The sequence below is a fragment of the Syntrophothermus sp. genome (assembly GCF_013314835.1).
Taxonomy (GTDB): domain Bacteria; phylum Bacillota; class Syntrophomonadia; order Syntrophomonadales; family Syntrophothermaceae; genus Syntrophothermus; species Syntrophothermus lipocalidus.
In genome coordinates this window covers 14,110-34,291 of record NZ_JABUEX010000022.1, presented here as the reverse complement: position 1 = coordinate 34,291, position 20,182 = coordinate 14,110, and the positions used below count along the sequence as shown (strand labels likewise).

The following is a 20,182-nucleotide window of genomic DNA, read 5'->3' as shown; positions in this document are numbered from 1 at the left end:
GCCTTGACAAATAAAGGTTTGGGTGTTATTTTGAGAATAGCAATGTTTAGCACTCAACTAACGAGAGTGCTAACAGAGGTGAACTGGTATGGTGTTAGATGAGCGAAAAAAGCTTATTTTAGAGGCGATTATTAAAGATTACGTAGAAACCGCAGAACCGGTAGGTTCCCGGTCCATCGTTCGCAAGCACCAGCTAGGGGTTAGCCCTGCTACCGTAAGGAATGAGATGGCGGATCTGGAAGAGATGGGTTTTCTCGAGCAGCCTCACACTTCAGCGGGCAGGATACCTTCTCAGTTGGGGTTCCGGTATTACGTGGACTGCATGATGGAAAAGGAAGAATTGGCGGAAAACGAAAAGGAACTGCTGCATAGGGTTTTATCCGATAGAATAAACGATATCTTTGAGGTAATAAGGCGTACCGGGGTTACTCTTTCTCAATTCACTCGTTATGCATCGTTTGTCATCAGTGGTCCTATCAAGGTGGCTGAGATAAAGTCGGTGCAGTTGGTGCCGATGCAAAAAGGCACTGCTCTGGTGGTATTGGTAACGTCCAGCGGGGTTATTCTTCATAAGTTAATTGACACGCCGGAATCGATTCAGGCCCATGATTTGGAAAAGATATCAGCCTTTTTCACACGAGGCCTAGCCGGGGTCAAACTAGGTGAATTGAGTCGAACCAGTTTAAAATCACTGCGTGATGAACTGTTGAGCCAGAGGAAGGCTATTGATCGGGTTCTGGAGGCAATAGATGAGCTGCTGCAAGCTTCGGATGAAGAAAAGGTGCTCATCAGCGGTGCCATTAACATGTTGAACGAACCCGAGTTCAGAAACCCGGATAAGTTGAAGACGGTGCTGGGTATTTTGGAGGAAAACAGCCTGTTTAAGAAGGTTCTGAATGATCCCGGGCCCCAAGAGGTCAGGATCAAGATCGGGCGCGAAAACGAAGTGGAGGAGATTCAAGAGCTGAGCCTGGTGTTTACCAGCTATGAGATAAATGGCCAGGAAATGGGCAAGATAGGCTTGATCGGGCCGGTAAGGATGCAATACTGGAGGGCAGCAGGGCTGGTGGAGTCTTTTCGAGATGTCGTGGAGGACGTAATTCGCAAGCTGATGATGTAGTCGAGAGCGTGCAAAGTGAGCTTCTTAATATCAGGGCCCTGCTTTGTGCTGGCCCTGATTATGGTTTTGAACAATAATGTTGTATCGGTGCTTTGATTCAGGCAGGAATCAGCCCGTTTAAATTCGGGTTTCCATATCAATTAAAGGGTATCACTACTGTTGGAGTGAGGTGAAACTGGGTGAATTGGTTGGAGAAAGAGCCGGGGCACGAACAAGAAAAGAAAGATGAGTTCGGTAACGAGGATACGGAAAAACTTATTAATGATGATGAAGCCGGGGGAGGGCCGCCGGATCCGGGACATACTGACCAGCCGACGGAAACCGAAAACGTTTATGAGATCGACAAACTGGGGCAATTGGAAAAAGAGCTAGAAGAAAAAACCCGTGAAAGCAGCGAAAACTACGAGAGGTTTTTGAGGGCTTTGGCAGACATGGAGAACATGAAGAAGCGGTTTCAGAGAGAAAAGGAAGAGTTGCTTCGTTTTGCCGCCAGGCCTTTAATCGAAAAGCTGTTGCCCGTAATAGACGACTTTGCAAGGGCTGTTAACGCGTCAAAAACAACCCGGGATTTCGACGGGTTGTGCCAGGGAGTGGAAATGGTTCAAAAGAAACTGCTGGAAGTTCTGAGGAGCGAGGGAGTAACTCCGATTGAAGCGCTGAACCAGCAGTTTGATCCTCAATATCATGAATCGCTGGTTGTGGAAGATAATCCCAACCTTCCGGATAATGTGGTGATAGAAGAGTTTCAGAAAGGCTATATGATGAGGGGGCGCCTGCTCAGGCCTAGTCTGGTGAAGGTGGCGCGCAACCGGGACAACACTGAAGAGCCAGCAAACAAGGAATAGGCTATAGTGTCATCTAATCTTCATCAAATGGAGGTGCAATCTATGGGTAAAGTTGTCGGAATCGACTTAGGTACTACAAATTCAGTTATAGCGGTTATGGAGGGAAATGATGTAACCGTAATTCCCAACGCTGAAGGAGAGAGGATCACGCCTTCAGTCGTGGGATTTGCAAAGAACGGAGAAAGATTGGTTGGAAGGGTAGCGAAGCGCCAAGCGGTAACTAACCCCGACCGAACAGTCGTTTCAATCAAAAGACATATGGGTACGGATCACAGGGTAAAGATTGATGACAAGAATTACACTCCGCAAGAAATTTCGGCTATGATATTGCAGAAACTCAAGACCGATGCGGAAAGCTATCTGGGTGAACCCATCACTAAGGCGGTCATAACCGTACCTGCTTATTTTACCGATTCCCAGCGGCAGGCTACCAAAGATGCCGGTACCATCGCTGGTTTGGAGGTACTGCGGATTATAAACGAGCCTACCGCGGCAGCCCTGGCCTACGGCCTGGATAAAGAAGGAACCCAAACCATTCTGGTTTTTGATTTGGGTGGTGGGACTTTTGACGTTTCCATTCTAGAGATAGGAGACGGCGTTTTCGAAGTTAAAGCGACCAGCGGCAATAACCGCTTGGGCGGTGACGATTTCGACGAGCGCATCATTCAGTACCTGGTGGAAAACTTCAAGAAAGAATACGGAGTCGATCTGCGCAACGACAAAATGGCGATGCAGCGGTTGAAAGAGGCAGCCGAAAAAGCCAAACACGAACTATCGACCTTGATGACCACTAACATCAATATTCCCTTTATCACCGCTACCTCTGAAGGGCCTCTACACCTGGATACCAACTTGACCCGGGCCAAGTTTGAAGAGCTGACAGCCGACTTAGTCGAGAAGACCATGGGACCCACTCGTCAGGCTCTCCAAGACGCTGGCTTGACACCTGATAAAATTGACAAGGTCATCCTGGTAGGCGGTTCAACCCGCATTCCGGCGGTACAGAAAGCCATCCGGGATTTTATAGGCAAGGAACCGTACAAAGGGATTAATCCCGACGAGGTTGTGGCAGTCGGGGCTGCAATCCAGGCTGCGGTCTTGGCAGGAGAGGTTAGGGACGTAGTTCTTTTGGATGTGACGCCGCTTTCTCTCGGTATTGAAACCCTGGGAGGGGTGTTCACCAAGATCATAGATCGAAATACCACGATACCTACCTCTAAGAGCCAGATATTCACGACTGCAGCCGATAACCAGACTTCGGTAGACATACACGTTTTGCAGGGCGAGCGGGCGATGGCCAAAGATAACGTAACCCTAGGCAGGTTCCAGCTAGTTGGTATCCCCCCCGCACCGCGAGGGGTCCCGCAGATTGAGGTTAAGTTCGATATAGACGTCAACGGTATCGTGCACGTATCGGCTAAAGACCTGGCGACAGGCAAAGAGCAAAAGATTACGATTACGTCTTCCAGCGGACTGAGTAAGGAAGACATTGAGAAAATGGTTAAGGATGCGGAAAAATACGCAGAAGAGGACAAAAAGAAACGGGAAGAAGCCGAGATTAGGAACCAGGCTGACAGCATGATATACCAAGCCGAGAAGACCGTTAAGGACTTTGGGGATAAGGCAGACCGGGCGGACGTGGACCGGGTCAAAGCTGCCAAGGAGGAACTGCAAAAGGCTCTTGAGGGGGGAGACCTCGAAGAGATTCGAAAGAAGACTGAGAACCTGACGACAGCAGTCTACGAGCTGAGCTCGAAGATGTACCAGCAAGCTGGTCCCAATCAGCCGGGCAAAGACGATGTAGTCGACGCGGATTACAATGTAGGAGAAGAGGCAAAATGACTTAGGTTTGTTGCCAAGGGTATCTAAGATGATGCAAGGCGGACAGCTATCTGTCCGCCGCTTGTTCTAGATGGTATAATAACTTGATGAATCTTGTGTGAATTCCCACGCGCGGAAAGGTGTGGTCACATGACCAGTAAGCGTGACTATTACGAAGTGTTAGGGGTTTCTCGAGACGCGTCGCAGGAAGATATCAAAAAAGCCTACCGCAAGCTGGCTTTAAAATATCACCCGGACGTTAATCCGGACAAAAAAGAGGCCGAGGAGAAGTTCAAGGAAATCAATGAAGCTTATGAGGTCTTGAGTGATCCTGAAAAAAGAGCCACTTATGACCGGTACGGGCATGCCGCTTTTGATCCCACCCAAGGCCCGGGCGGCTTCGGAGCAGGGGGATTCGATTTTGGTGGGATGGGCGGTTTTGAAGATTTGTTCGATATGTTCTTCGGCACCGGAACCAGGGGTTCCCGCCGGCGGGGGCCGACTCGGGGACTGGACCGGGAGATGGAGTTAGAAATCGATCTAGAAGACGCGGTTTTTGGTGCGGAGAAAGAGATACAGGTATCGAGGTTAGAAACATGCGATACCTGTAACGGTTCGGGGGCACAGCCCGGCACAGAGATAAAGTCGTGCCCCAACTGTGGCGGAACAGGCCAGGTTAGGAACGTTCAGAGCACGCCTTTTGGACGTTTTGAGACTGTGAGAACCTGTCCTCGTTGCGGAGGACAGGGCAAGGTTATTGAAAAGCCTTGTAAGAAGTGCGGGGGTTCCGGGAGAGCCAGGAAAACGCGCAAGGTGACTCTGAGGATTCCAGCGGGAGTGGACACCGGCTCCAGGTTACGAATGGCGGGAGAGGGTGAACCGGGCCAGTACGGAGGCCCCCCGGGGGATCTTTACGTATACATCACAGTAAGACCTCATAAGGTTTTCGAACGGCAAGGAAACGACTTGGTATGTGAAGTGCCGATTTCCATGGTTGAAGCCGCTTTGGGAGCAGAAATCACAGTACCAACTATTGAGGGAGAACATAAATTGACTGTTCCTGAAGGAACCCAAACGGGTACGGTCTTTAGAATAAAAGGGAAAGGGGTTCCCAATCTCCGTACACACCGCCGCGGCGATGAATTAGTAAAGATAAGGGTCAAGACTCCTACTGGTTTGTCAGAAAGACAAAGGGAGCTTCTACAGGAGTTTGCCCGGGAAGAGCACCGGGAAAAAGAGCTGCCCAAAAAGGAAAAAGGTTTTTTCGATAAGTTTAAGGATGCTTTCGGCGGTTAGCCGCTTGCGACGCCAGGGAGTATTAATCGAATACGCGGGGTGGTATTTTGAACTGGAAAGAAATCCGGGTAATGACTGATGAGGCTTGTGGCGAAGCGATAGCTGGACTTTTTCACGAGCTCGGTTGCGGAGGGGTCGTGATCGAGGATCCTTATCTGGCCCGGAGAAAAATCGAAAGCGGAGACTGGGATGCCTATGAACTGCCTCTTGAATTTATTAACCGCGATTTTATCGTGATAAAGGCTTATTTTCCTGAGGATCGGCATATCACGTCGCGGCTCATAGAAGGACTGGAACGGATAGAGAAATGCTTTGGATTTGAATGCCGTTTTTTAGTCGAAGATGTTAACGAAGAGGACTGGGCTAACTGTTGGAAAAGCTATTATCATTCTTTAAAGATTGGGAAACGTTTGGTGATAAAACCGAGTTGGGAAGATTACCGAGCAGAACCTGGAGAGGTGGTTATCGAAATAGATCCTGGGATGGCATTCGGAACCGGCACCCATGCAACTACCAGGTTTTGCCTGGAACTAATCGAGAAATACGTCAGCAAAGACATGACGTTGATAGATATAGGGACCGGTTCGGGGATACTTGCCATTGCGGCTGCAAAGCTTGGAGCCAGAAGGATCATAGCCTTAGACCTTGACCCCGTGGCGGTTCAAGTAGCAAAAGAGAATGTTGCGCGTAACGGGGTCGAGGAGCAGGTCGAGGTATGGAACCTCGATTTTAGAGAGATGCCTGAAACGAGGGCGGACCTAATCATCGGCAATTTGACGGCTGAGCTGGTGAAGGAGTTAATGCCCAAGATAAGGACCATGTTGGTTAGGGGTGGACACTTCATAGCTTCAGGAATAACCGCAATACAGTGGCCACTTGTGGAGGCGGCAATGGAAAGTGCAGGGTTCACGGTGCAGGAACTGACCGAGAACGAAGAAGAGTGGGTAGCGGTGGTGGTTCAGAAGGGATGGTAAGCTTGCACCGCTTTTTTGTTGCTCATGAAAGGATCAAAGATGGGTATGTAATAATCGAGGGGGATGAAGCGAAGCATCTCAGCAAAGTATTACGATTAGGACCGGGGGACGAAGTTCTGGTTTGTGATGGTTCGGGCAAAGAATTGCTGGTGAGGCTGGAGACAGCAGAAAAAGGCCTGATTAAGGGCCGAGTAGTAAACCAAAACCATCCAGAACGCGAGCCAGGCCTGACAGTCGGTTTGGTGCAGGGTGTCGGAAAAGGCGAGAAGATGGATTTCATCGTGCAGAAAGCAGTGGAACTGGGCATAAGTCGAATTTATCCGGTAATGACCGACCGCGGTACCGTAAGGTTGGACGGTGAACGTGCGTTTCACCGGGTCCAAAGGTGGCAGAAGATTGCCAAGGAAGCTTGCAAACAGTGCGGCCGAACAGTTGTGCCTGAAATTAAGGGCATTAGGGATTTGACAGTTGTCATGGATGAATGCAGGGATATCCCGGGTCTTTTCTTTTACGAAGGGGAATGGAAGCGGCCGTTGAAGACGATTCTGAGAGAAAATGCCCGGATTTTGCGTGACAGGGGGGTTATCCTGTACATAGGAGCTGAAGGAGGGTTCAGCCTTCGGGAAGCAGAGACAGCTCGCAAAAGGGGAATACTGATGGCAGGGCTAGGACCGCGCATCCTTCGGACTGAGACTGCTGCTTTGGCTGCTATCACCGCTGTTATGTATGAACTGGGGGACTTAGGAGGGAATTGACATCAAGGCTAGGGTCACAGTTTACACTTTGGGTTGCAAGGTGAACCAGGTAGAAAGCGAAAACATAAAACAACAATTCTCAGATTACGGTTACCAGATACTCAGTGGAGACGAAGTGGCAGATGTTTACGTGGTGAACACCTGCGCGGTTACCCACGTTAGTGAGCGCAAGTCCCGGGCAATGCTTCGGAGGGCTAAGCGTAAGAACCCCAAGGCGGTAGTGGTAGCCACCGGTTGCTTAGCCCAGGTGGCGCCAAACTTGCTGGCTGCTATGCCTGAAGTAGATCTGGTTATCGGCAATAGCTCTAAGGATAGGATAGCCGAACTGGTACAAAACCACAGGAGTCAATCTTCAAAGGCGGTAGTTGTGGGTGAACTGTCCAAAGAACCGCTGCGTCGGGGAGCCTGGTGCCTACCTGCCTACGAGAGGACGCGTGCCTTCGTAAAGATTCAGGACGGTTGTGAAAGCTACTGTTCGTATTGTCTGGTTCCTTATGCTCGCGGGCCGGTTAGGAGCAAGCTCCCAGAAGACGTTGTGCGAGAGATAGACTGGTTAGTAAGCGCTGGATTCAAGGAAATAGTCATAACTGGAATTCATACTGGGATGTATGGAAAAGACTTGGCTGATTGGGATCTTGTCAGGTTGTTAGAAACGGTTCTGGTCAAGGTGCAGGGAGATTACCGTTTGCGACTGAGTTCAATCGAACCGACAGAAATCACGAAAAAGCTGATTGAGTTAATGGCTAGTGAAAAGAAGCTGTGCCGGCACCTACACATTCCTCTGCAAAGTGGAAGCGACCGGGTGCTGAAACTGATGAACCGGCGTTACACTCGCGGTTTCTACCGGGATCTAGTTATGATGGTAACCGGCCGAGTCCCTGGCACGGCCGTGACTTCGGATGTTATGGTGGGGTTTCCAACTGAGTCAGAGGAGGATTTTCTTGATACTCTGAAGCTGATAGATGAACTGCCATTTGCAGGACTGCATGTTTTTCCCTATTCTCCACGGCCAAACACTGCGGCTACCGACCTTTACCCTCGGGTCGAGAATCAGGTAAAAGAACAAAGGAGCAAAGCCTTACTAAATCTGGCCCGGCACAAACAGCAACGGTTTATTGAAAGTTGTTCAGGCCAGACCTTAACCGTGTTGGTGGAAGAGGTTAAGGACAGCGGCAGGTGCGAGGGGCTAACCGACAATTACCTCAGGGCCGAGTTTTACGGCGGTCAGTTGGACCCAGGCCAGTTCGTATCCGTCAGGCTGGTGACATCATCAGAAATCCCTTCATGGGAGGTTGTGTCCGACAGGGTATCTTCCCATTTTGGGGACTAGTAGGTTTGCCGTGTTTGGCGGTACTGCTACTCTGGACTGTTGGTTTTGCTGCGTTCGGTGGAGAAGTTGAACAGGGTGTAGAGGGGACAGTAGGAGACGGCAGCAGTTATTAGGACAAACGCAGCCAGCACCAGCATTATTGTGCTCCATGCAGGGCTAAGACTTGGTGAAAGGCCGATAAAGAGAAATACAACTCCTACGACAGCGCGAGCAACGCGCTCAGCTTGACTTAGGTTTTTCGCCAATCTGTTCATAGGTTAATAACCTCCTTTGTGTCGTTGGTGTCCGTTCAATTCGCTGTTCCTCGAGATGGCAGAAATTGCCTGTCTTTAAAATAATTGCTTGATAAGTTTCTTTTGTAATTATTATTTGTTAGAATAGAAGAAAATATTTATCGCTAGTTCCGGCGGTTCTCTACATCATCCCTAAGTGTGGAAAATATTGAGGTTCTAACCTTTCATATTCGAAAAGCAGCTTCTGCCCACATAAATCCTTCGGTAAATCTTTGTTTGAAGGAGGTGAAAGCTTGGAAAACTGTCTGTTTTGCCGGATTGCCGCTGGCGAGATCGAATCTAACAAGGTTTATGAAGATGAGCGAGTTTTAGCCATTCACGACATCAATCCTGTGGCCCCGGTCCACATACTTCTCATACCAAAAGAACACATAAGTTCTTTGCACGAGGTTGATGAGAGCCATACCGAGTTGATGGGGTACATCCAGGTTATTGCGGCTCGACTGGCGAGGGAACTGGGGCTTGAAGGTTTCAGGGTGGTTAACAATTCCGGCGCTACTGCCGGTCAGAGCGTGTTTCATATTCACTACCATCTATTAGGTGGAAGGGATTTCAGGTGGCCTCCGGGCTAAACTTGACGCTGTTCACCTGAGTAAAGTAAAATAAGAAGGTGTGCTGTATGGTGATGGCTGACGGAGGGGAGGGAAAACGTGAGCGAAGTTAGAGTGGGGAAAAACGAATCTCTGGATTCGGCTTTAAAAAGATTTAAACGCTCTTGCCAGCGGGCTGGAGTTATGCAAGAGATTAGAAAACATGAGCACTATGTCAAACCCAGCGTGAAGAGAAAAAAGAAGTCGGAAGCGGCTCGTAAGAAACGTAAATGGAGTTAGGCTTTTGAGGCAGGAATTGGATAACGAAGATTAAAGTCTGGTAGTTGAGTTACCAGGCTTTAGTTTTTTAGCGCCAACCTGTTCGAGGTTTGTTTTGCCGTATTTCGGTGACACTGTTGTTCAGGAGGAGCCTGAACAGTTTGAACTCTTTTCCGGTCAGTATCTTGACTATCTGTATATGCCGTTCTTGGGACAAATCGATTTTGAGCGCCGGGCACAACAGGCTTCCATCGGCATCCACAACTATGGCTATTTGTGGCCGGTAAGGATTGGCTTTGTTTGTAGACAAGACGACAGCAACCTGCCCGTTATTGAGCTTGACCATGCCTCCTACAGGGTAGGGGGCAATGTTGGACATGAATATGTCCAGGATATAAGGATCAAAGTAAACATCGGACAACTTGCGCAAGATAGTAAAGACGTCATCGATTGCGTAACCCTCGCGGTAAGGTCGGTCAGACACCAACGCTTCAAAAACGTCGGCTACGGCTACAATCCGTGCGTACTCCAGGATGTCATTCCCCCTCATTCCCCTAGGATAACCGGATCCATTCCATCTTTCGTGATGTTGGAAGGCCACGTGCGAGGATCGGAGGGGGATCTCTCCCTGGGCTCGCAGCACATTGAACCCGTTTTCCGGGTGCTTCTTCACCAATTCCGAATCGGCTGGAGTTAACGGTCCGGGTTTGTTAAAGACGTCAGGTTTTAGGAATGCCATTCCGATGTCATGAAGTAAGGCACCTACTCCCAATTCCATCAAGCTGAGTTCGTTGTATCCGAGAGAAATGCCGGTCATTATGGCCAGAATGCACACGTTGACTGAGTGAAAAAACAGGATATCGCTGTGGGTAGAAACATCATACATACCGAAAAGGACATCCCGGTTGCTCATGATATCATCAGCCAATAGACTAACGCCCTTCTTGAGAGCCCGGGTATCTAACTGACCTTTACTGGGTAAGTTTTGGAAGGTATTCTTAAGAGTTTTGGTAACCGAAATGCGAACCGTGGATGAAACAACTTCGGGGATTTCTACGTCGCTCAGGTCATTCTTAACGTAAATCGATGTTAACCCCAAGGTTTTCAGTCGACTTATATAATGTTCGGTAAGGGCAGTGTTCTTAACAAGAAGCGGTTTGCCTTCGCTGTTTACAATGGTGCGCCCCACCAACATTCCCGGTTCCAATTCCTCTATACTGAGCCTCTGCATGAACGATTCTCCCCAGTGCTACTTTTTTCGTGTCACTAAGCCTACAAAAAAATAATATCGTTTTGCGAACCGAGAATAAAGTCCTAAATTTACTGTAAACAACATCTTAGTATAAACTGGTCGGTTGTGGAAGGTCGATGAATTCCGGTTCGTGCCTTGGCATACATTTGTATATGAACAACGTGGTTTCATTTTGGGAGCTGGGCGGGAGGGTACTATGGATAACCGGAGAGAAAAGCTGAACCAGGCTGTTACCGAATTACTCGAGATGCCTCGAGACCTGGTGATGGACCTGCCTAAACTTACGGTCATTGGCCAGGAGGAGCTTTATCTTGATAACCATAAGGGGATAATGAGCTTTGATGGGAACCTAGTTAGGATAAATTTGCCAAGAGGTTTTATCGAAATAGAGGGATCTAACCTTGAGATTAAGACGATTCTTCCCGATGAATTGAGCATTTGTGGGCTTATCCGGGCTATCAAGTATTTCCAGTGAAGGGGGAGCTGGAGTGCTTAATGCCAGGTGGGGCAACTTCCTGGGGGGCTTTCTTACCGTAGCGGTCAAAGGTAAGTACCCCGAAAAACTCATGAATCTAGCTTTAGCCCGCGGGATATTTCTGTGGGACGTAAAACGGACTCCAGAAGGAATATGCTTTAGAATCAGAAACAGTGCTTACCAGGCTCTCCAAAACTTGACCGAGGAACATGGATTCGAGTTAGAAGTCATCAACACAGAAGGGTTTCCCTTTTACCGGCAGGTATTGCAGCGCAGAAGAATGTTAATGTGGGGCGCAGGGCTGTTCGTGTTGGCCCTATACCTGTTATCATCTTTCATTTGGGTAATCGAAGTCAACGGGAACGTCAACCTCTCTACTGAGACAATTCTCAAGGCCGCGGCCAGGCACGGGTTGTACGAAGGTGCGATGAAGTGGAACTTGGCTAAGACTGACGTCGAAGACGGTATATTGAAGGATTTACTTCAGCTTTCGTACGTCGAGGTTAACATCAAGGGGGTGAAAGCGGAGATCAAAGTAGTGGAAAAGGTTTTGCCTAACCAACCAGAAGGGCCCTGCCATATAGTTGCCCGGAAAGACGGAATTATTGAGAGTGTATTGGTGCTGAAAGGGCAGGCCCTGGTCAAGGAAGGAGAGACCGTAGCCAAAGGAGATGTCCTCATTTCGGGCATTGTATTTCCGGAAACGAGGTTAGATGGAGAGGATGGACAGGGCGTTATGCACCCGCAAATAGTCACCGCCCAGGGGCAGGTCAAGGCCAGGGTGTGGTATGAGGGTTACGGAGAATGCGGGTTGACCACCCAAAAATCAGTTTTCACAGGAAGATCAGCGGAGAGAATAGTCTTGGTGACTCCATGGGCTCGTTATACTTTGCGTGAATGCGGGGAGAAGTTTAATCAATCCGTACGTAATCAAAAATCGTATACATTGCAATCTCCCTGGGGAAAGTGGGGGTGGGTGACTACCGTCAGCCGGGAAAAAGAGACCATTACTTTGTCTTATTCTCCTGACGAGGCTTTAGACAAGGCTCGAAGCCAGGCCTTAGAACGGCTAAAGCGAAAACTCGGTTCTGGCGGCAAAGTTGTTGATACTGATATGAAGACTCTGTCATGTCCTGCCGACTCGGTAGTCAGGGTCAAAGCCTACGCCGAAGTAGTAGAAGAAATTGGGGTGCCGCAGCCCATCAACCTGGAGGCAAATGCACGTTAATGCAGGATTTTAAATATGATATAATGTTTTACGTCGATAAACAAAGTGCCCGGATCGGGCCGGCGGGAGGTCGAGTTTTTGTCCGAAAAAGAAGCCCGGATTAGTATTGAGGATAACCAGGATGCTGCCATATTCTTTGGAGCAAAAGATGCCAATTTTAAGTACCTAGCCAGTATATGTGGTGCTGGAGTCAGTGCCAGGGGTGCTGACATTATTATCAAAGGCCAAGAAGAAGAGGTGGATGATACCTTTGCCCTTATTCACAGCCTTTTGGATATTGTTAAGAACGAGAAACAGCTGACGATTACGGATATAAACTATATGCGTGAGCTCTTAAAGAGGGGTGAACAGCCCCGACATTTGGACATTGTTTCCGGGACTATCTTGACAACCGCTCGGGGCAAGGCAGTGAAAGCTAAAACGATAGGGCAGAAAAAGTATCTTCAGGCTATTATGGACAACGATATCGTTTTTGCTATAGGGCCGGCTGGTACGGGTAAGACGTATCTTGCCGTAGTCATGGCAGTTCGCGCACTGCGCAACAAAGAGGTAAGCCGGATTATTTTGGTGAGACCAGCAGTAGAGGCGGGGGAAAAGCTGGGGTTTCTTCCCGGGGATCTGATCGATAAAGTAGATCCTTATCTGAGGCCTCTGTACGATGGTCTTTTTGATATTTTGGGGGTGGATGTGGCCCAGCGTTATATGGACAAGAACATCATCGAAATCGTGCCTCTGGCTTATATGCGGGGAAGAACGTTAAACGACGCCTTTATTATTCTGGATGAAGCCCAAAACACCACGCCCCAGCAAATGAAGATGTTCCTGACCCGGCTTGGGTTTGGTTCTAAAGCTGTAATTACCGGGGATGTCACTCAGGTTGACCTTCCTCGGGACAACTTCTCCGGGTTGATTGAGGTACAGAAGATACTCAAAGGGATTGAGGGTATTGCGTTTCAATACCTGACTAAAGAGGACGTGGTGAGGCATCCGTTGGTACAGCATATTATAGATGCTTACGAGCAGTACGAAGCTTCGATCGACGGGGCGGCTTCTCCGCGGGAGGAAGGCTGACGATGAGTTTATTTTCACGGGGCAGGGACTGGGCGTGGGGAAAACTGATAGGGGTTCTTCGCAGTACTACCACCCGCCGTGCCGTCGGGTACCTGTTTTTTTTCGTCTTATTGACCTTTATCTTATTTACTAATTTTCGTACTTATGGAGTACAGCTGCGACCGGGGCAGATCAGCCCTCGTGACATCAGGTCTCCCGTAACCAGAGTCATTGTAGACGAAAACCGGACCCAGGAACTCAAGCGACAAGCAGCACAGCGGGTCAAGAATGTTTACCAGGAAGATACAGAGGCATTGACCCGGGCTTCAGGGGATATAGATACTTTTTTCGGACAGGTAACTGATTTGAGAAACGCGGTAGAAGTTACTCAGACTCGGACAGTGGAGGAGCTAACAAGTTTACTTCAGGGGGTTGTTGCGGAAAGAAACCTCAAGCAAGTTAACCCGAAGCAATTGGCTACCTATATTTTAAACGCAGGAGACGATGACCTGGAAAGGATACGGCAACAGTCTCACAAGATACTGGCTGATGTTATGGATAAACCCATAACGGAGGATGCTCTACCGTCGGTTTACCAACAGGCGTTTGAGCAGGCTCGTTCTCTTCAGTTTGCTTCTGAGGCTGAACAAATAATAGCGATAGCTGTGTGTCAGGCCGTAAGACCCAACATGATATTCGATGCCGAAGCCACTCAAAAAGCTGTAGATGAAGCGGTAAAAAAGGTTCTGCCGGTACAGAGAACCATCAAACAAAACCAGATTATTGTTAGAGCCGGGGATCCGGTGACCGAAGAGCACATCGAGATCCTGGAACAACTGGGGTTGCAGCGGAGCGGAAACTTAGGAATGGTTCTAGGGGGAACCGGTTTATTTGTGCTGCTAACCTTTTGGCTCGGAATCGAGTACCTGCGGCGCTATCACCGGGACATTTTGAAGGAAGACCGCTTAATGCTGCTCCTGGGCTTGGTTATACTGATCGTAGTTTTGTTGGCTAAGGTTGTGAGCATCCTGAACATTGGTGGTAGAACCGACGTAAATGCTCTCAATGGCTACCTGATTCCGGCTTCAGTCGGGCCGATGCTAGTAGCAGTCTTGCTTGATAGCCGTCTCGCTTATATGGTGGCGATGATCCTGGCCTTCTACGTGGGGATGATGACCACGGGAAACCAGTTAGGTTTTGCTCTGACCGCTTTTGCCGGGGGTAGCGTAGGCGTTTTCGGCATATCACAGTTGAGCCATACCTCCGACCTGGCGAAGTCAGGGGTCTACGTGGCACTTGCCAATGTGGCTAGTTTGTTGACTGTGGGAGTGAGTTCTGGTAATCCGGAAATCAGCACTCTTTTAATCGGGAGCATCATGGGGGTTTTGAACGGTTTTCTTTCGGCTGTGCTGCTAATAGGTTTCTTACCTTATTTGGAGTCCGTGTTTTCCATAACCAGTATGATAAAGCTCTTAGAGTTGTCAAATCCGAACCAACCCTTGTTGAGAAAGCTGCTGGTTGAAGCTCCCGGGACCTATCATCACAGCTTGATCGTAGGTAACTTGGCTGAAGCGGCGGCCGAGGCGGTCGGAGCCCAATCTCTCTTAGTACGAGTGGGGTCGTATTACCATGACATAGGCAAATTGAAACGCCCGTACTTCTTCATTGAGAACCAGATCGGCTTTGAGAACCCTCACGAAAAGATAGCTCCTAGCCTCAGCGCTTTGATCATAACCTCCCACATTAAAGACGGTGTAGAAATGGCCAGAGAGGCTCGCTTGCCCAAGGTTATCGTGGATTTTATTGAGCAACATCACGGGACGAGTCTGGTAAAATACTTTTACAGCCGCGCCTTGGAAGAAGACGGGATTCAAAGAGTCAACGAAGAAGCTTTTCGTTATGAAGGACCTAAGCCCCAGAGTAAAGAGGCTGCTCTTATTATGCTGGCCGATGCCGTGGAGGCCGGGGTTCGCTCACTGACTGACGCCACTCCAGGCAAAATTGAGGGAATGGTCAGAAGAATCATCAAGGACAAGTTAAACGACGGCCAGCTGGAGGAGTGCAACCTGACCTTCCGGGACCTTGCCGTTATAGCCGAGTCGTTTGGTAAGATACTGAACGGGATCTACCATGCCCGCATCGAATACCCGGACAACCTGGCTGAGCAGATTGCCGCGAAGGAGGCTCGAAGTGGAAATAACGGTAATAAACCGTCAGACGAAGGTTGATTGGGATCCTGGCCTCGAGATCAAGGTGATTCAGGCCTTGCAAAGAACGGCGGAGATACACGGTTTGCCTCCGGAGACGGAAGTGAGCCTGGTGCTGGTTGACGAAGAGGAAATACGTTCATTTAATCGAGAATACAGAGGGGTAGACAGACCTACCGATGTGTTGTCCTTTGCCTTAAACGAGGGTACCTCGGACGAACCGGGTTATGAGGCTCCTGAAGAGATGGAGCCTGTGCTCGGAGACATAATCATTTCCTTGGAAACGGCTGAAGACCAAGGAAGAGATTACGGGCACGGCCTGGCTCGGGAAGTGGCGTATTTGGCGGTTCACGGGATGTTGCACCTGTTGGGGTACGATCACCAGGATGAGGAAGCGAGGACCGAGATGAGGTTGATGGAGGAGAGAGTTCTCAAAGATGTAGGGCTGGACAGGTTATGAAAAACCGGAATCTGAAGGAAAGCTTTAACTGTGCTTGGGCGGGCATTGTCAGTGCATTTCTCACCCAGCGTAACATGAGGTGGCATGGTTTGGCTGCAGTAGCGGCGGTAACATTGGGTTGGGCCCTGCATATCGAGCGTTGGGAATGGGGGTTGCTCTCATTTACTATTTTTCTCGTGTTGATCGCAGAAGTGATGAACACGGCAGTAGAGAAAACGGTTGACCTATATACTGATGCCTACCATCCGGTGGCTCGAGAGGCCAAGAACATCGCAGCCGGGGCCGTACTGCTGGCTGCAGTTGCGGCAGTGGTAGCAGGTATCATTATTTTTGGCCCAAGGTTCATAGATTACCTGTCTTAAGGGGGCACTACCGTTGCAGGGAGAAGCCGGCACTGAACAGCTTTGGTTGATTAATATGGCGAGGAAGGCACAAGAGCGGGCATACGCGCCATACTCCGGTTTCAGGGTAGGTGCGGCATTACAGGGCATTTCGGGTAAGGTGTACACTGGGTGTAATGTGGAAAACGCATCATACGGGTTGACTATATGCGCGGAAAGAACAGCAGTGGCCAAGGCCGTTTCCGAAGGCGAACAGCAGTTTAAAGCCCTGGCTTTGGTTGGGGACGGGCAAGGGTTTGTCTTTCCTTGCGGAGCTTGTTTGCAGGTCATGGCAGAATTTGCACCTGATCTGGTAATACTTCTGAGCGATAGAAAAGGTCACGTTGCTACGTTTTCTCTGAAGGAACTGCTCCCGCACACTTTTGCTTTAGACAACAGGGAGGAAAGTAATGGAGACTAAGTCTGGATTTGCAAGCATAGTCGGCAGGCCCAATGTGGGTAAGTCAACCTTCTTAAACACTGTCATCGGGCAAAAGGTGGCGATCGTGTCGGAAAAACCCCAAACCACCAGGAACCGGATACAGGGGATATATACCTGTGAACAGGGTCAGATAATCTTTATCGATACCCCAGGGATTCACAGGCCGCGCCACAAACTAGGCGAATACATGGTTCGCACTGCCCACGCGACGGCGAGAGAAGCAGACGTGGTGCTGTATATGGTGAGCGCCAAAGACGGCATGGAAAAGGGAGACGAGGAAATCATCGAGTTTCTGACCAAGACGAGTGCCCCCGTGTTTCTGGTGGTCAACAAGATAGACCTGGTCGACCAAGATGAGGTATCGAGGTGTATAGGGTCTTTTCAGTCAAGATTCCGCTTTGCGGAGACATGGCCTATTTCAGCTATCATGGGGACCAATGTGCATGCCCTTATTAGAAAAATACTCGATTATCTTCCGGTTGGACCCTACTACTACCCTCCGGACCAAGTTACTGACCAGCCGGAGCGGTTCATAGTAGCTGAGCTTATCCGGGAAAAGGCGTTGTATTTCACCCGAGAAGAAGTGCCGCACTCGCTGGCAGTCGAAGTGGAGGAGATGAAGGAACGCAAGGGTAACACCGTTTACGTAAGAGCGGTCGTGTTTACCGAAAGGGATTCGCAAAAGGCCATCGTGATAGGGAAATCCGGGTCTATGCTGAAGAAGATTGGGGAAGCTGCCCGCCTGGATATCGAAAGTTTACTGGGGGTCAATGTATATCTTGACCTCTGGGTTAAGGTTAGAAAAGGCTGGAGAAACGCAGACGCCTACCTGCGGGGTTTTGGGTATAAGTGAGGAGAGATAAAGTGCTGACCCGTAGTGAGATGAGCCGTTATATCGATTCGACGCTGCTCAGGCCGGACGCTACGGCCGAAGAGATAAGGAGGTTATGCGAAGAAGCTGCGCGCTACCGGTTTTTTGCGGTTTGTGTCAATCCTGGCAGGCTAGAGCTGGCAGCTCGCTGTTTGGAAGCTGAAGAGGTGAAACTGTGCACGGTCGTGGGATTCCCTTTAGGGGCGAATGCGACGGTAATTAAGGTAAAAGAAGCTGAAACGGCAATGGAAGCAGGAGCTACTGAGCTCGATGCGGTAATGAATATAGGCTTATTTAAAGATGGCAATTACCGGGCGGTTGAAGAAGAAGTGCAGGGCTTGGCCCGGTTGGTACACGATAGGGGTGGCATACTCAAGATAATAATCGAAACCGGGTACCTTAATCCTGAGGAGATACGAACTGCTACGCGGGTGGTTGCCTCTGGCGGGGCTGATTTCGTCAAAACCTGTACGGGATTCGGGCCCAGAGGAGTTGCAGGCGATGATATTATCTATATCCGCAGTTCTGCACCGCCTTCTTTAAAGATAAAGGCCTCGGGGGGGATAAAGAGTTACCAACAGGCTCTGGGACTGATTGAACTGGGGGCAGATCGTATCGGAACTAGTCATGCCCGTTCCATAATATCGGAATTGATGGAGATATAACTTCAGATCACGAATATCTGGAACTGAATTTTGGGAGCATAACTTGGGGAATAATACAGCCATCTTAGCGGGAAAGGGGTTGGCGATGTGGCCATGCGAAGGGCAGTGGCCTTGACTTTCTTGGCTATGATGGTTGTTTTGTTGATCGGTTTGGGGTGGGAGCTTCATGCTAGAGCCGAGGTAAGGAAAGCTAGGGGCGACTATATTGCGGCCCTTCAAAGGTTTGAACAGAAAGCAAAGACCCCCGCAGAAATGGAACGCCTGCCGTGGGCGGCGCAGTACTTGTACCTGAAGTCGAAGGTCTATCCCCAACGGCAGGAAGACCTGGATGTGGCTCGGCAGGCCTTGAAGCGGGTAAAGCAATACAAGGGGAAGATACTAGAGCCAGGCTTGCGTTCAAGGTTGGGGGATTACATCGGGGTTGCAGACCGGTTGCTTACCTGGACCGAGGAAATGTGGGCCAACGAGAAGGAGATTGACGCGGCCTATTTTGCGAGGGATTGGGGGAGAAGACAGGAGCTGGCGTTGGACCGATCGGCTCTAGGAGAAAAAGGGCAGGAGCTGGTGGAGGCGGAGAGGCGGAAGTGGGAGAAGACGGGGCTGTAGGAAATCAGTTGGCCCAATCCTGCGCGGGACAGGGGTGCTGGAGACGGGCTGTAAGAGGAGGCGAAGCTGTGGGAAAAAGGTTCTTTTGTGGATGATACTGGTCGCGGGGTACGCGTACTTAGCCATAAACACCGACTGGTCGTGGGTGAAGAACGGGGCGTATTATAGCATACTGGGGTGCTATGGGCGGGTGGTAGCCAGTCACGCGGGGCTACAAATCGTATTCAATCCGGGCTTGAGAGAAGAGGTCGTGCCGGCTCAGGTGACCGAGCTGTTAAAAAACGGTCAGCTTAGCATCCTAGGCTGGGAAGACGTGTGCAACCCGGGCATACCACGGCCTGGCCTGACAGTTGCGGCCATAACGCCGGAAGCCAGGGCCGATAACCTGACTTTGGCCAAAGGGGTGCTACAACACCGGGTTCAAGTGCTAGTCGAGTGTTCTAAAATGGACAAATGGCACACGACATCGGAAGGATGGGAAAGCTTAAAACAGCTAAGACGTACCTGTTTGCGGGTGGTGGTATTCGACGGGGGACACCATCTTTCTACGATCGGCACTTGTCCCGACATCATTCTGGTACCGGCGGTCAGGGGGTATGCTGCTCATTCGTACATGAAGGACGGGATGAAGGTTGAGAAGCTTAAGCGATTATTGGTTCAAGCAAGAGCTCCCAGCGCCGTAGTAGTAGTACCCCGCTGGGCAGTGGTAAAATCGCCTTCGTGCTTAGGAGTGCTCGCGGCAAGGGCCTACCTGCAGCTTGTCAGGGAAGGGAAACGATGCGGAGTAGAATTCTCTCGGCCTGTAACGTCGCCGGGAATGAGCAAACTAAACGGGACGGTGTTTTGTTACGTGAACGGGGAACCGGCCCAAGAATTCTCGGGCAAACTTAGGTCGCTCGGTTTGAGAGATGTAAGAAGGGTTTATATTGCTCTTAATTACAGCCGCCTTGACCCGACAAACGCTTTGTCCTATGCCGAAAGATTACAGCAGCACACGGGTAAACCAGTAATGGTGGTGAACGAGCCGGTAAACGTCGTTGACGCTGTTGTGGATGGTTTTTGGCAACCTGGACTCAGACGGTTGGCGAAGGTTGATCGGTGACCAAGTTATTTGAGCCACTCCTCCTGTACAGGCGGGAGGGGTATAGTTGATTGACAAGAGGTCTGGCGGTTGTTAAACTTAAAAGCGACAAATCGATATATGGCGATGATAAAGAGGAGTAAGGGAGATGCCCTCTGGACAGAGAACCGGTGGTGGTGGGAATCCGGTCAGGGGACTTCCTGAAGGGCGCTTTGGAGCCGC

At 49.8% G+C, this 20,182-nt stretch carries 22 protein-coding genes and 1 other annotated feature (1 of these 23 cut by a window edge); of the genes, 20 read left to right on the top strand and 2 right to left on the bottom strand.

Annotated elements, in window-relative coordinates:
* Nucleotides 1-88 precede the first annotated feature (88 nt).
* From hrcA to mtaB, 7 genes are all read left to right on the top strand, one after another.
* Entirely contained in the window at nt 89-1,120 is a 1,032-nt protein-coding gene (gene hrcA, locus HPY90_RS08400) for a heat-inducible transcriptional repressor HrcA (RefSeq protein ID WP_287193559.1), read from the top strand.
* A gap of 179 nt (nt 1,121-1,299) precedes the next feature.
* On the top strand, nt 1,300-1,965 hold the full coding sequence (gene grpE / locus HPY90_RS08395) for a nucleotide exchange factor GrpE (RefSeq protein WP_287193556.1): 666 nt from the start codon (nt 1,300-1,302) through the stop codon (nt 1,963-1,965).
* A gap of 42 nt (nt 1,966-2,007) precedes the next feature.
* Nucleotides 2,008-3,807 (top strand): molecular chaperone DnaK, encoded by a 1,800-nt coding sequence (gene dnaK, locus HPY90_RS08390; RefSeq protein WP_287193553.1) that lies wholly within the window; start codon nt 2,008-2,010, stop codon nt 3,805-3,807.
* 129 nt (nt 3,808-3,936) lie between these two features.
* Nucleotides 3,937-5,082 carry a molecular chaperone DnaJ gene (gene dnaJ / locus HPY90_RS08385; protein WP_287193551.1) on the top strand — a complete coding sequence of 382 codons (1,146 nt, stop codon included), beginning with the start codon at nt 3,937-3,939 and terminating at the stop codon, nt 5,080-5,082.
* Nucleotides 5,083-5,129: 47 nt separating this feature from the next.
* On the top strand, nt 5,130-6,056 hold the full coding sequence (gene prmA / locus HPY90_RS08380; RefSeq protein ID WP_287193548.1) for a 50S ribosomal protein L11 methyltransferase: 927 nt from the start codon (nt 5,130-5,132) through the stop codon (nt 6,054-6,056).
* A complete protein-coding gene (locus HPY90_RS08375) occupies nt 6,050-6,811 on the top strand; it encodes a 16S rRNA (uracil(1498)-N(3))-methyltransferase (protein ID WP_287193545.1) in 762 nt (253 codons plus the stop codon). Before prmA ends, HPY90_RS08375 begins: the two co-directional genes overlap by 7 nt.
* Nucleotides 6,807-8,141 (top strand): tRNA (N(6)-L-threonylcarbamoyladenosine(37)-C(2))-methylthiotransferase MtaB, encoded by a 1,335-nt coding sequence (gene mtaB / locus HPY90_RS08370; protein WP_287193586.1) that lies wholly within the window; start codon nt 6,807-6,809, stop codon nt 8,139-8,141. The genes HPY90_RS08375 and mtaB overlap by 5 nt, the downstream gene beginning before the upstream one ends.
* A 26-nt stretch (nt 8,142-8,167) precedes the next feature.
* Here the strand turns inward: mtaB and HPY90_RS08365 are convergent, their stop codons facing one another.
* Nucleotides 8,168-8,395 carry a YgaP family membrane protein gene (locus HPY90_RS08365; protein WP_287193541.1) on the bottom strand — a complete coding sequence of 76 codons (228 nt, stop codon included), beginning with the start codon at nt 8,393-8,395 and terminating at the stop codon, nt 8,168-8,170.
* Between the two features lie 272 nt (nt 8,396-8,667).
* Here HPY90_RS08365 and HPY90_RS08360 point away from each other — a divergent pair, with 272 nt between their 5' ends.
* On the top strand, nt 8,668-9,006 hold the full coding sequence (locus HPY90_RS08360) for a histidine triad nucleotide-binding protein (protein WP_287193538.1): 339 nt from the start codon (nt 8,668-8,670) through the stop codon (nt 9,004-9,006).
* 78 nt (nt 9,007-9,084) lie between these two features.
* Nucleotides 9,085-9,264 (top strand): 30S ribosomal protein S21, encoded by a 180-nt coding sequence (rpsU, locus tag HPY90_RS08355; RefSeq protein ID WP_013175805.1) that lies wholly within the window; start codon nt 9,085-9,087, stop codon nt 9,262-9,264.
* 67 nt (nt 9,265-9,331) lie between these two features.
* On the opposite strand, the gene HPY90_RS08350 is transcribed toward rpsU, so the two are convergent.
* The gene (locus HPY90_RS08350; RefSeq protein ID WP_287193535.1) at nt 9,332-10,474 is read right to left on the bottom strand and encodes an HD-GYP domain-containing protein; all 1,143 of its coding nucleotides are present in this window, start codon (nt 10,472-10,474) and stop codon (nt 9,332-9,334) included.
* Nucleotides 10,475-10,691: 217 nt separating this feature from the next.
* Here HPY90_RS08350 and yqfC point away from each other — a divergent pair, with 217 nt between their 5' ends.
* The 11 genes from yqfC (at nt 10,692) to HPY90_RS08295 (ending at nt 19,981) form a co-directional block, all read left to right on the top strand.
* Nucleotides 10,692-10,970: a sporulation protein YqfC gene (yqfC, locus tag HPY90_RS08345; protein ID WP_013175803.1), complete on the top strand. Its 279-nt coding sequence runs from the start codon at nt 10,692-10,694 to the stop codon at nt 10,968-10,970.
* Between the two features lie 13 nt (nt 10,971-10,983).
* The gene (gene yqfD / locus HPY90_RS08340; protein WP_287193531.1) at nt 10,984-12,198 is read left to right on the top strand and encodes a sporulation protein YqfD; all 1,215 of its coding nucleotides are present in this window, start codon (nt 10,984-10,986) and stop codon (nt 12,196-12,198) included.
* 78 nt (nt 12,199-12,276) lie between these two features.
* A complete protein-coding gene (locus HPY90_RS08335) occupies nt 12,277-13,269 on the top strand; it encodes a PhoH family protein (RefSeq protein WP_287193528.1) in 993 nt (330 codons plus the stop codon).
* A gap of 2 nt (nt 13,270-13,271) precedes the next feature.
* Nucleotides 13,272-15,476 (top strand): HD family phosphohydrolase, encoded by a 2,205-nt coding sequence (locus HPY90_RS08330; protein ID WP_287193525.1) that lies wholly within the window; start codon nt 13,272-13,274, stop codon nt 15,474-15,476.
* Nucleotides 15,439-15,915, top strand: a complete 477-nt coding sequence (gene ybeY, locus HPY90_RS08325) for an rRNA maturation RNase YbeY (RefSeq protein ID WP_287193522.1) — start codon at nt 15,439-15,441, stop codon at nt 15,913-15,915. Before HPY90_RS08330 ends, ybeY begins: the two co-directional genes overlap by 38 nt.
* Complete coding sequence (locus HPY90_RS08320; RefSeq protein ID WP_287193519.1) at nt 15,912-16,277, top strand: diacylglycerol kinase family protein; 366 nt, start codon at nt 15,912-15,914, stop codon at nt 16,275-16,277. Before ybeY ends, HPY90_RS08320 begins: the two co-directional genes overlap by 4 nt.
* Nucleotides 16,278-16,290: 13 nt before the next feature.
* Nucleotides 16,291-16,716, top strand: a complete 426-nt coding sequence (cdd, locus tag HPY90_RS08315; RefSeq protein ID WP_013175797.1) for a cytidine deaminase — start codon at nt 16,291-16,293, stop codon at nt 16,714-16,716.
* Nucleotides 16,706-17,590, top strand: coding sequence for a GTPase Era (gene era, locus HPY90_RS08310; RefSeq protein WP_287193516.1), 885 nt, complete (start codon nt 16,706-16,708; stop codon nt 17,588-17,590). The genes cdd and era overlap by 11 nt, the downstream gene beginning before the upstream one ends.
* A gap of 11 nt (nt 17,591-17,601) precedes the next feature.
* The gene (gene deoC, locus HPY90_RS08305) at nt 17,602-18,273 is read left to right on the top strand and encodes a deoxyribose-phosphate aldolase (protein WP_287193513.1); all 672 of its coding nucleotides are present in this window, start codon (nt 17,602-17,604) and stop codon (nt 18,271-18,273) included.
* A gap of 87 nt (nt 18,274-18,360) precedes the next feature.
* A complete protein-coding gene (locus HPY90_RS08300; protein ID WP_287193511.1) occupies nt 18,361-18,879 on the top strand; it encodes a hypothetical protein in 519 nt (172 codons plus the stop codon).
* Nucleotides 18,880-18,970: 91 nt separating this feature from the next.
* The gene (locus HPY90_RS08295; RefSeq protein WP_287193507.1) at nt 18,971-19,981 is read left to right on the top strand and encodes a hypothetical protein; all 1,011 of its coding nucleotides are present in this window, start codon (nt 18,971-18,973) and stop codon (nt 19,979-19,981) included.
* A 96-nt stretch (nt 19,982-20,077) separates the two neighbouring features.
* Nucleotides 20,078-20,182: a binding site (T-box leader), on the top strand; it runs 95 nt beyond the window's last position.